Here is an 11,276-nt window from a genome sequence, read left to right on the forward strand (position 1 = left end):
AACCCTTTTTTCACTGCGCCAACATGTGAAACCGTGCGGCACCGATCAAGTTGGCCTCGTTGAAGTGGGCACACGTCTCGACGTCGATGCGGAACGTTCCGAACGCGTCGCAAAGCGCGTCCAAGTGTCGCTCGATGCCGTCCCGAACTTCCGGACGACGACTGATACCGCCACCGATTAAAATACGCTCCGGGTCGAGCCCGAATTGGAGGTTGTAGATGCCAATCGCGTTCCAGCGATAGAAGCGCTCCAGTTCCGCCTGGATGATTGGGTCGCTTTGAAGCGCGAACACATCTTTTCCGGTGAGCGGACGTCCGAGTTGCTCACTGCATCGATGGACAAGAGCGGCCGTGGCACCGATTTTACTCCATGTCCCATCTGGGTGGGGAAGAGACGGGTCGAGAATCCAATATCCGAACTCACCGCCATGGAAGTGGGATCCGATCATCACCTGATCATGGTCGACGAATGCTCCGCCGACGCCCGTCCCGATGACGACCGTCGCGTAGCTCGTCACCGACGCCGCGGCACCGGTCCATCTTTCTGCGAGCGCTGCCGCGTTGGCATCGTTCAAGACAGTGACAGGCAAGTCATACCGTTCTTTGAACGCCTGTAAGAAAGGGCGATCATGAATGTAGGGAAGTGCACTGATTCCATGAATCACTCCGGTCGTCGAATCGACGGCGCCGGGCGCACTGAAGCCGATACCGTCGAAGCGGGCTTCGGCGGTCGTTTCGTTAAAGATCACATCGACTTGTTCGAGCAAGCCGTCCCACGTCGCAGGGGTTGGGACGTGTTTGTTTGACAGTAGGGTGCCATCGGATCGGACGACTCCGTATTTGATACTAGTTCCACCGATATCGATGGCTAAATAATGTTGCATTTCTTTCCACTCCTTATGGCAAGAACGCGGCCCCGATGACGCCAGCGTCGCCGTGCAACTCATGCAGGACGAGGGGGGTCGCTCCTCTCAAATGGGGGTATACTCGCATCGCGACCGCGTCTTGTAACTGATTCCAGTATAACGGAGCCGACGCTGTCACGCCTCCCCCGAGGATGATGATATCGGGGTCGACCGTATGGATGATGTTGGCGAGACCCGTTGCTAAATCCTCGACGAACGTATTGCGTTCGATGTTGTCTGTCAAAAGCGTCATCGAATCAGTCACTCCTTTAGTGAGGGCGCGTTCGTGAAGTGCCGTTCCACTCGCATGCGTCTCAAGCGCTCCGACGTTCAGTGTCGGATGTGCTGGTCCGTCCGTACGAATGATCATATTGCCGACTTCTCCGGCGCTACCGTGAGCCCCGCTAATCAAATTTTGCTTATAGACAAAACCGCCGCCAATCCCTGTGCTGACCGTGACGTAAAAGACGGAGTCGACATGACGGCCGGCCCCAAACTTTGCTTCGGCGAGCGCTGCTGCGTTGGCATCATTCTCTAACGTGACAGGTAGACCGAGCAGAGTGCATAGCGGCTCCACAATCGTCTGATGATGCCAGTTCGGGAGGTTTGGCGGGGTCAAAAACGCACCTCGTTTTAGGTCGAGCGGACCCGGTGCAGCGATACCGACGTGCGTGATGTCATATTCGAGTTGGAATCGTTCGGCGGCAAGTGTGATTTGATTTAACAAGGCGTCGAGCTCAAGGTGAGGCTGTGTCTTCAATTTATATTGTTTCTCGACACGTCCGTCCGTCGACACGACGGCGACGCGTGTATTCGTGCCGCCCAAATCGATGCCGATGCGGGCTTTTTGTTTGATTGGGGATGAGACACCGGCGATGAGGCAGGTGGCCGTTCCGTCCAGCTGAAATGACTGACCTGCTGGCAATAGCAACGTCGCACCAATCTCGAAGGACGAACCGTCAATCTCAAGTGTCCCTTCCACGACCGAAAGCAGGCGGAACGTATCTGTCGAGACGGATTCCTCGCGTTCGATGTTCCATTTTTCGACGAAGAAATACGGGTTACGTGTCAACTGTGTCCGGAAATGATCCAGGCGCAGGACAGGTTCCGCATAGTCGAGATGTGGTGCGAACGAGGCGAGGGCGCCTTGCTCGACATGGAGGTCACGAGTGTGTCCAGTTGATGTTTCAATTCGTCCGTAGTCGTAGAGACGGTACGTCGTGTCCGAACTTTGTTGAATCTCAAGGACGCACACGTCTTTCGTTAAGGCGTGTACGGTCCCGGCCGGAACGTACAGAAAATCGCCGCGGGTGACAGATTTTCGAGTTAATCCGGTCATCACGTCTCCGGTCGCGAGCGCCTGCTGCAACGCGTCTTTCGATTCAAACGTATGGCCATAGATGATTTCTCCTCCCTCTGGTGCGTCGAGGATGTACCAGCATTCATTCTTTCCATAAGGTTGACCCTCGAGCGACTGTGCCAACGCATCGTCGGGATGGACTTGAATCGAAAGGTCATCGTTCGGATCAATCCACTTGATCAATAACGGAAACACAGGTGAATCAATGCCGAACAGTTCTGGATGCATGGCATAAAGGTCGTCTAGCGTTGTCCCGATATGCGATCCGGCAGACACGACGGAACTGCCTCGCGGCAACGCCGAGGCGGTCCATGCTTCGCCAATCGAGGCCTCGTCAAAATGAAAACCGTAACGCTTTAAGCGGTCGCCTCCCCATAAGCGATATTGGTAATGCGGTTGTAACGGGATGATCTTCATCGTCAATTCCCTCACTCTCGTTTATTATCATATACACTTTTAAATTTAAAAACTAAACAAAGTTTAAATCAAGTATAGACATGAAATAAATCATGTGTATAATAAAACTTGTAAACGATTTCAAAAAAGGAGTGGTTGAACATGAAAAAAGTATTACTCGCTTGTAGCTCAGGGATGTCGACGAGCCTGCTCGTCACGAAAATGCAACAGCACGCGGCGTCAATCGGGGACGAAGCGAAAATTTGGGCAGTCGGTCAAGACCAGGTCGGTAAGGAGATGGAAGAAGCGGACGTCATCCTCATCGGACCGCAAATGCGCTTTTTGCTCGACAAATTGAAAGTGCAAACATCGAAACCGGTCGAAGTCATCGACATGATGGCCTACGGAACGGCGAATGGGAAAGCGGCGTATGAGCAAGCAATTAAATTGATGGGGTGAGGTCATGGAAGGAACGGAAGAGTTAACGTTAGAACAGATGGCGTTCATGATGATTTTGCATAGCGGCAACGCTCGGAGCACGATTCAAGAAGCCATCCAAACGTATAAGAACGGTTCATACGAAGCGTTTGAAACGCAGCTAGCGACAGCACGTGAACAGTTAAAAGAAGCGCATCAGACGCACTTCGGCCAAATTCAAAAAGAGGCGAATGGGGAGAAGACGGACATGTCACTGTTGCTCCTTCACGCCGAAGACCATCTCATGTCGACCCAGACGATGCTCGATTTGACGGCAAGCCTGATCGAGATGATGGAGCAAAAGATTGTAAATCCTAATCAAGAAGGGTGAATCCTATGTCACAGGACAACAAAATGTTCTTACTGATCAGCAAGTTGCTCATGCCGATGGCGACTTACTTGAACAACAGTCGGTATTTGCAAGTATTGCGGGATGCGTTCATGCTCGCGTTCCCGATTACCATGTTCGGTTCGATCGTCGTCGTTATCGCCAACTTGCCGTTCTTAGACAAGTTCATGTCGGAAGGGACGCTGAACGCGTTCAAATCGTCACTCGGTAACGCCCCATCGGCCACGATGGGAATCATGTCAATCTTCGTCGTTTTCGGTATTGGCTATTATCTTTCGAAAAGTTACAACGTCGAAGCCGTCTTCGGTGGGGCGATTTCGCTCGTATCGTTCCTCTTGTTGACACCGTTCCTCATCGAAGTCGAAGGAATGACAGAAGCGGTCGGTAACGTCCTCCCGCTCGATCGTCTTGGCGCCAAAGGAATGTTCCTCGCCATGATCACCGGTTTCCTCTCAGGTGAGATTTATCGATTCGTCGTTCAAAAGAACTGGACGATCAAAATGCCGGACGGCGTACCGCCGGCGGTGGCGAAGTCGTTCTCAGCGCTCGTACCGGCCTTGTTGACGCTCACGGTCTTCTTGCTCCTCAACATCGGTGTGACGAGCTTGTTCAATACGAACTTACATGACGTCATCTTCAACGTCGTGCAACAGCCGCTCGTTAAATTGGGTAACGGTCTCGTCCCAACGTTGATCGCCATCTTCTTCGTCCAATTGTTCTGGTTCTTCGGGTTGCACGGACAAGTCATCGTCAACTCGGTCATGGATCCAATTTGGAATACGTTGTCGCTTGAAAACTTGAACGCGTACACGGCGACCGGAGATGTGCCGAACATCATCAGTAAACAATTTGTCGAAATCTATACGGTCGGCCTTGGCGGCTCGGGCTCGACGCTTGCCGTCATCGTAGCGATTTTGTTGTTCTTGAAATCGAAGCAGTTGAAACAAATCGGGAAACTGTCACTCGGACCAGGGATCTTTAACGTCAACGAACCGGTCATTTTCGGTTTACCGATCGTTATGAACCCGCTCATCATGATTCCGTGGATCGTTGCTCCGCTCATCACGGTCACGGTCACTTACTTTGCGATGTCGACAGGGCTCGTCCCGCCGCCGACTGGGGTCGCGGTACCTTGGACCGTCCCGATGTTCATCAGCGGGATGATGGCGACGAACTCACTTGCCGGCGGATTGCTACAACTCGTCAACTTCTTGATCATCTTGGCGGTCTGGTTCCCATTCCTTAAATTTATTGACCGTTTGAACGTGAAGAAAGAACAGGAAGAAGCCGCTAACCATAAAGACGAAGCGGTATGAATGAGAAATAGAGAATAAGGGAGAGAGAGTTTATGACGAACCCGACAGAAACGAAAACATCAGCAGCAGTGACGTATCAATTCCCGACCGATTTTTGGTGGGGGACGGCCTCTTCGGCGACGCAAATGGAAGGTGCGGCGTTTGAAGGCGGCAAAGGCTTAAATATTTGGGATTACTGGTATATGCAACAACCGAACCGATTCTTCAATGGTGTCAGCGCGACCGAAGCGTCTAACTTCTATCATTTGTACGAGCAAGATATCGCGCTCATGAAAGAGCTCGGGCATAACACGTTCCGCTTCTCGATTTCGTGGTCACGTCTATTCCCAGACGGCGTCGGTGAGGTGAATGAAGAGGCGATCGCGTTTTATAACAATGTGATCAATTGCCTCATCGATCATGGCATCGAGCCGTTCATCAACTTATATCACTTCGACATGCCGATGGCGCTTCAAAACCGAGGCGGCTGGGAGTCACGTGACGTCGTCGACGCTTACGTACAGTTCGCGAAGACGTGTTTCGAACTTTTCGGAGACCGTGTGACGACATGGTTCACCCATAACGAACCAATCGTGCCGGTCGAAGGTGGCTACTTGTACGATTTCCACTATCCGAACGTCGTCGATTTCAAGCGTGCCGTCCAAGTCGCTTACCATTCGATCTTATCGAGCGCGCTCGCCATTCAGGCGTACCGGGAGCAGGGACAGGCCGGTCAAATCGGGATCATCCTGAATTTGACACCGTCGTATCCGCGCAGCCAACATCCGGCTGATGTGAAGGCGTCACGCTTGGCCGACGCCATCTTCAACCGCTCGTTCTTGGACCCGTCCGTGCTCGGGACGTTCCCTGAAGAGCTCATCGACGTGTTACAGGAACAAGACGCGATGCCGGAGATGCAACCTGGAGACTTGGATCTCATTCGGGCCAATACGATTGACCTTCTTGGCATCAACTACTATCAACCGCGTCGGGTCAAGGCAAAGGCGTCGCTTCCGAATCCTGATGCGCCGTTCCTGCCTGAGAATCTGTTCGACTTCTATGAGATGCCGGGTCGTAAGATGAACCCGTATCGTGGTTGGGAAATTTATGAGCAGGGCGTCTATGACATCTTGATCAACTTGAAAGATAACTATGGCAACATCCCCTGCTTCATTTCTGAGAACGGGATGGGCGTCGAAGGAGAAGAGCGTTACCGTGACGCCGACGGAAGCGTCCAAGACGACTACCGGATCGACTTCATTCGTGAACACTTGAAGTGGACGCATCGGGCGCTCGAAGAAGGAGCGAACGTGAAAGGGTACCATTTATGGACGTTCATGGACAACTGGTCATGGAGCAACGCCTATAAGAACCGCTATGGGTTCGTCGGTGTCGATTTGGCGACCCAAGAGCGGAGCGTTAAAAAGTCTGGTCACTGGTTCAAACAAGTGATTGCCAATCATGGATTTACAGATTAATAGGAAAAGCTGACAAGGACCTACTCTTTGTCAGCTTTTTTTGATATATTATTTGTATATGTCTATACATGAGGTGGAATATGTCTACAAAGAAAAAACCAAAATATGAATCGATTGCTGACGAGATTCGGCATCGCATCAATGAACAGGCTTATGAACTCGAAACACCGCTTCCAGATGAGATTCAATTGGCAGAAGAGTTTGGTGTCAGCCGCATGACGATGAAGCGCGCTCTTGAGATTCTCGTGATGGAAGGCTTGATTTATCGGAAGCGTGGCAAAGGGACGTTCATTTTGCCGGCCAGTTTCCAAAAAGAGCGCATCAACATCATCAGTAAAGAGACGAGAGGATTGACGCAAGTCATCGGCGACCGCAGTTTGCGCAGTGAAGTGCTCGATTTTGAAGTGAAGTTCCCGACCCAGGAAGTCGCCGACCATTTGATGATTGAGCTGACGGAACCGGTCTATGAGATTCGTCGTGTCCGCTATGTGGACGAAGAGCCGTACGTCATCGAATTGACGTACATGGTCGCCAATCTAATTACAGGACTGTCGCGTAAAATTTTGGAGAAGTCGGTCTATAGCTACATCCAACAGGAGCTCGGCTACACGATCACGAGCTCACACAAGATGATTCGGGCCGATAAGCCTGACGAATATGATCAACGTTACTTGAAGAATGACATTACCGACCCAATCATCGAGGTCGAACAAGTCGTTTACTTGAGTAACGGGAAACCGTTCGAATACTCATTCGCTCGGCACCGCTATGACAAGTTCGTCTTCTCTTCGGTCAATATCGTTCGATGACGTCGCCTGAAAAGGCGACTTTTTGCGAAGGAGGTTCTCATGAACGTTCACATTGAACAAGCCGGGTATGAACACGGTGAGTCGGTCATTGAGGACATCGAATTTGAGGTCCGGCCGGGCGAAATCGTCGGGATGATTGGGTCGAACGGGGCCGGGAAGAGCACGACGCTCGCCTGTCTCATCGGAACGATCCCGTGGATGCGTGGAACGGTGCAAATCGACCGCTACGCCTACATCCCGGAGCAACCGGTGTACTATGACTATTTGACGCTCGAGGAACATATCGCTCTCGTGTTGGAATTGACGGACGTTGATAATCGTGAGCGGACGGAAGAACTGATCCGGTTGTTTCGGCTCGAGACGGTCCGCCACGATTATATCGCCTCGTTCTCAAAAGGGATGAAGCAAAAAGCGATGATTCTCTTGGCGCTCATCCAAGAAGCGAAGTTTCTCCTTGTCGACGAACCGTTCGTCGGACTCGATGCGACGACGACGATCCAGCTGCTTCGTTTACTTGAAGCGGAACGTCGTCAAGGCACCGGGGTGCTTCTCGTCACCCACGTCCTCGATACGGCAGAGCGGTTATGCGACCGCTTCGTCTGGATTGATGACGGACGCATGCTCGCGGGCGGGACAAAAGAAGAGTTGCGTCTCAGCCTGCAAACCGAAGGCGAGTCGCTGTTCGAGATGATGGAAGATGTGGTCATGCGATGAATGAACATCAGCTGTTCGTTAGACGTGTCCGTACCCATGTGACCAAGCAGTGGAAGACGTGGCGGCTCATCTTGGATTGGACAGTCGTTCTGTACGGCGTCATTCCGTTCGCCATCTTTCTTGGGTATCAATACCGATTGCTTTGGCAAGGCGAAATCGAGTGGGTGAGTCAAGTGCCGATGTTCGTTTGGACGCTTGGAATTGGAATCGTCCTCCTTAGAAATCAGTTTTTCGTCTGGGTCGAACGGGCGGACGTGACGCTGGTGGCCAAACGTTCTTTGGTTCGCAGGTTGAAGCACGATTCGTTGCTTTATCACGCCATCACACTCGGCTTGAAGATTCTCTTCGTCATGTTGGCGTTCACACCGGTGCTAAGGCTGGATGGGTGGTCTGGTGCTTCGATTTTAGCATTCGGGACGGCCGTCCTGCTTCTAGCATGGATTCATATGTGGACGCGGTATCAGCTGACGGTACGGCGGGTTAACTGGATATTTCGTATTCTGGTTACGTGTATGGTGTTCTTTTGTCTATACGCGCTCCTCATCGACTCACCTTTATGGGCGGTTGTCCTAGGAAGTGGTATCGTAGCGTTCGCAATGTACGTGGGAGAAGGGTGGCTGTCACGCCACCCATATCTTAGCCAAGAACTCGAACGGAGTGAGGCGTTGCGTACCGCCTTTGACCGGGCATTATTATCAACGTCGGGCGCCATCGAGAAGCCGAGCCGGCGCAAGCGTCCGCTCTATCGACCGAGACCGAATCGGTTTGGAACCGCTCGGCGCACGACGGCCATCTTACTTTATATACGGACGCCGCGTCATCGGAACTTATGGCTGCGTCTCATCCCGCTTGCCGTCACGGGGATGCTCCTCGTACCGAGTTGGTTTAAGTTGCTCATCCCGCTCTACGTCGGCTATGTGATGTGGCAAGAACGACAGGCGTTTAAACAAGAGATGGAGCGGCATCCGTTTTTCCGCGCCATCCAAGAAAGGACACATTCATGACTGAACAAGACTATGAACGATTGCTCCAAATCGAGACGGCGAAACCGCAACAAGGGTTCCCGGCCTCGGCTGAATATCATCGCTATGAACCGACCCCGTATGAGGCGCTCGACTTGTTGCGTGACGCCTATCCGCTCGCGGCCACGGACACGGTCGTCGACTTCGGATCGGGGAAAGGGCGCCTCCCCTTTTATCTCGCCTATACGTTCCGAGTTCGGGCCATTGGCATCGAGATGGATGGCGGCTTCCACGAAGCGGCACTTGAGAATTGGATGAACTACGCCAAGAAACACCGGACGCGTGGCAGTGTCCAGCTCGTCCGCGGTTACGCCGAACAGTTTGAGGTGCCGGCTGAGGCGAACCGCTTTTATTTCTTCAACCCGTTCTCGGTGAACGTGTTCCGGCAGGTCGTTGCGAACATCATCGAGTCGGTCGAGCGCGCACAGCGTCCGGTCGACCTCATCCTCTATTATCCGGCCGATGAGTACTTACATTTTTTGAATGACGAGACGCCTTTCCGCTACGTACAGGACGTTCGCTTGCCGTTAAAGAATCTCCATGAGCGCTTTCTTATTTATCGTTTTGATATGATGGAGTCATCTTGGTAAATGGGGAGTGGATCATCGTGAAAAAAGAAGAGATTTTAGATGCGTATCGTTGGCGTCAAGCGACGAAAGAGTTCGACGCGGACCGCAAAATCGATGAGGAAGATTTCGAATTCATTCTGGAGACGGGTCGCTTATCACCGAGTTCGTTCGGTTTCGAGCCTTGGCAGTTCGTCGTCATTCGTCGCGAAGACTTGCTCCGGAAGATCAAAGACCACGCGTGGGGTGCCCAAGGACAGGCGTTAACGGCGAGCCATTTCGTGTTGATCTTGGCGCGGACGCCTGAAGCGATGCGCTACGACTCGGACTACATCCGTCACATCGTCACGGACGTCCAAGGACGGACCGAGGACGAGTACGCCCTTCGGGTGAAACGGGTCCGTGAGTTCCAAGAACAAGATTATCGACTGTTAGATGATGAGCGTGTGTTCCAAGAATGGATTAAACGCCAGACGTATATCCCGCTCGGCAACATGATGACAGCCGCCGCACAGATCGGCGTCGACTCATGTCCGATTGAAGGGTTCAATCAGGCAGACATCGATGAATTATTGATCTCGGAAGGGGTCATGGAACGAGGTGCCTGGTCGCTCTCGGTCATGGTCGCGTTCGGACATCGGGCCCGCGACTTCGCGCCGAAGACACGTCGCGATTTCAATGTAGTCGTCAAATACATCGGATGAAAAAAAGCTCAAGCGCCGAGGCGCTTGAGCTTTTGCTTATTTCCAGTCGGTGATGCGGTCGATTGGGAAGCGGACCGATTGGTAACCGTCTTCCGCGGCTTTTCCGATTGAGAGGAGCATGACCGGAAGGTAGCGCTCTTTCTCGAGGCCGAACGCTTCCGCGATGTTCGCTTTGTCATAGCCACCGATCGGGTTTGTGTCGTAGCCGTGAGCACGGGCGACGAGCATGAGTTGCATCGCGACGAGACCGGAGTCGAGCAAGATGCTGTCTTTAACAGACTCTTTCGGTGCGTCTTTGAAGATGCCTTTGATCATGTCAACTTGACGGTCGCGGACTTCTGGTGGCATGAGGCCACGCTCGACGGCCGTATCAAAGATCTCTTGTGTGTAATCGGCCATCTGGTAGTCGGCAAAGATGGCGATAACGGCTGATGACGTCTCGACTTGGCGTTTGTTGAAGCTTGCGAGCGGAAGGAGAGTATCTTTGCCTTCTGCGCTATCGATGACGACGAAGCGCCACGGTTGAAGGTTGAGTGATGACGGTGCCGTCGTCGCTTCCTCCAGGATTTGTGTCATCTCTTCTTTTGAGATTTTGACGTTCTCATCATAGACGCGAATCGAGCGGCGTCCTTTGAGGATTTCCATAAAGTCTTTCTGTGTTGTCGTGTTCATATAAGGGTCTTCCTTTCATGTTGAATGTTGGTTTGTAACGTATTTAAAAGTTCGAGTAACTGTCGTTGCTCCTCTACCTTCATGTTTACAAAAAGACGGTCCGATAAGCACTTCTTTTGCTCGGTCCAATGTGCAATCCGCTCCCGACCGACATCGGTCAAATCGACAAAGATGACCCGATTGTCTTGGAGGCAGCGTTCGCGCGTGATCAAGCCCTGTGTCTCGAGCTGTTTCAAATGTCGCGTGATGGCGGCATGATCGACGCCGACCCGTTGTTGCAGTTCACGCTGACGCAAAGGGCCGACGTGATGCAAGTTGCTTAAAATATCGAAGCGGGTCGAGCTGAGCCCGTCCATTTCCGTATCGAACAGTTGGGCCAGTTCTTTTTGTACGGTGATGACGTGGTAGAGAATCTCATCGCTGAGCGAACAAGCGTCGCGCATCGGATATCCTCCTTCAAAAACTAATTGATGAATCAATCATTGATAGGTCACACAATGTATACTAATCGGTTTTGAAATAGATCGCAA

At 52.2% G+C, this 11,276-nt stretch carries 13 protein-coding genes; 9 read left to right on the plus strand and 4 right to left on the minus strand.

The genetic code is table 11. The annotated features are described in order from the left end of the window. Nucleotides 1-10: 10 nt before the first annotated feature. Complete coding sequence (locus tag KNP79_RS05460) at nt 11-883, minus strand: ROK family protein (RefSeq protein ID WP_215191494.1); 873 nt, start codon at nt 881-883, stop codon at nt 11-13. 13 nt (nt 884-896) lie between these two features. Beyond that, complete coding sequence (locus KNP79_RS05465; protein WP_215191496.1) at nt 897-2,681, minus strand: type I phosphomannose isomerase catalytic subunit; 1,785 nt, start codon at nt 2,679-2,681, stop codon at nt 897-899. A 141-nt stretch (nt 2,682-2,822) separates the two neighbouring features. Between KNP79_RS05465 and KNP79_RS05470 the strand changes: the two genes are divergently transcribed. The 9 genes from KNP79_RS05470 to KNP79_RS05510 all read left to right on the plus strand — a co-directional run bounded on the left by KNP79_RS05470 (nt 2,823) and on the right by KNP79_RS05510 (nt 10,074). Then, nucleotides 2,823-3,119: a PTS sugar transporter subunit IIB gene (locus KNP79_RS05470; protein ID WP_215191497.1), complete on the plus strand. Its 297-nt coding sequence runs from the start codon at nt 2,823-2,825 to the stop codon at nt 3,117-3,119. A 4-nt stretch (nt 3,120-3,123) separates the two neighbouring features. Then, entirely contained in the window at nt 3,124-3,468 is a 345-nt protein-coding gene (locus KNP79_RS05475) for a PTS sugar transporter subunit IIA (protein WP_215191499.1), read from the plus strand. Between the two features lie 23 nt (nt 3,469-3,491). Further along, on the plus strand, nt 3,492-4,802 hold the full coding sequence (gene celB / locus KNP79_RS05480; RefSeq protein ID WP_214797458.1) for a PTS cellobiose transporter subunit IIC: 1,311 nt from the start codon (nt 3,492-3,494) through the stop codon (nt 4,800-4,802). Nucleotides 4,803-4,834: 32 nt separating this feature from the next. Further along, complete coding sequence (locus tag KNP79_RS05485; RefSeq protein WP_214797389.1) at nt 4,835-6,259, plus strand: glycoside hydrolase family 1 protein; 1,425 nt, start codon at nt 4,835-4,837, stop codon at nt 6,257-6,259. 80 nt (nt 6,260-6,339) lie between these two features. Next, entirely contained in the window at nt 6,340-7,068 is a 729-nt protein-coding gene (locus tag KNP79_RS05490) for a GntR family transcriptional regulator (protein ID WP_021068003.1), read from the plus strand. Nucleotides 7,069-7,107: 39 nt separating this feature from the next. Beyond that, nucleotides 7,108-7,782, plus strand: a complete 675-nt coding sequence (locus tag KNP79_RS05495; protein ID WP_214754340.1) for an ABC transporter ATP-binding protein — start codon at nt 7,108-7,110, stop codon at nt 7,780-7,782. Next, on the plus strand, nt 7,779-8,786 hold the full coding sequence (locus tag KNP79_RS05500; protein WP_215191501.1) for an ABC transporter permease: 1,008 nt from the start codon (nt 7,779-7,781) through the stop codon (nt 8,784-8,786). Before KNP79_RS05495 ends, KNP79_RS05500 begins: the two co-directional genes overlap by 4 nt. Further along, complete coding sequence (locus KNP79_RS05505) at nt 8,783-9,394, plus strand: class I SAM-dependent methyltransferase (RefSeq protein ID WP_029596332.1); 612 nt, start codon at nt 8,783-8,785, stop codon at nt 9,392-9,394. Before KNP79_RS05500 ends, KNP79_RS05505 begins: the two co-directional genes overlap by 4 nt. Nucleotides 9,395-9,411: 17 nt before the next feature. Continuing rightward, on the plus strand, nt 9,412-10,074 hold the full coding sequence (locus KNP79_RS05510) for an NAD(P)H-dependent oxidoreductase (protein WP_215191503.1): 663 nt from the start codon (nt 9,412-9,414) through the stop codon (nt 10,072-10,074). Between the two features lie 36 nt (nt 10,075-10,110). Here the strand turns inward: KNP79_RS05510 and KNP79_RS05515 are convergent, their stop codons facing one another. Both KNP79_RS05515 and KNP79_RS05520 read right to left on the minus strand, forming a co-directional pair. After that, nucleotides 10,111-10,746, minus strand: a complete 636-nt coding sequence (locus tag KNP79_RS05515) for a nitroreductase family protein (RefSeq protein ID WP_034780571.1) — start codon at nt 10,744-10,746, stop codon at nt 10,111-10,113. Beyond that, a complete protein-coding gene (locus KNP79_RS05520; RefSeq protein ID WP_029596329.1) occupies nt 10,743-11,189 on the minus strand; it encodes a MarR family winged helix-turn-helix transcriptional regulator in 447 nt (148 codons plus the stop codon). The genes KNP79_RS05515 and KNP79_RS05520 overlap by 4 nt, the downstream gene beginning before the upstream one ends. Nucleotides 11,190-11,276 lie beyond the last annotated feature (87 nt).

This window comes from Exiguobacterium sp. s7, from assembly GCF_018618195.1.
In the GTDB taxonomy this organism is placed as follows: Bacteria; Bacillota; Bacilli; order Exiguobacteriales; family Exiguobacteriaceae; genus Exiguobacterium; species Exiguobacterium mexicanum_A.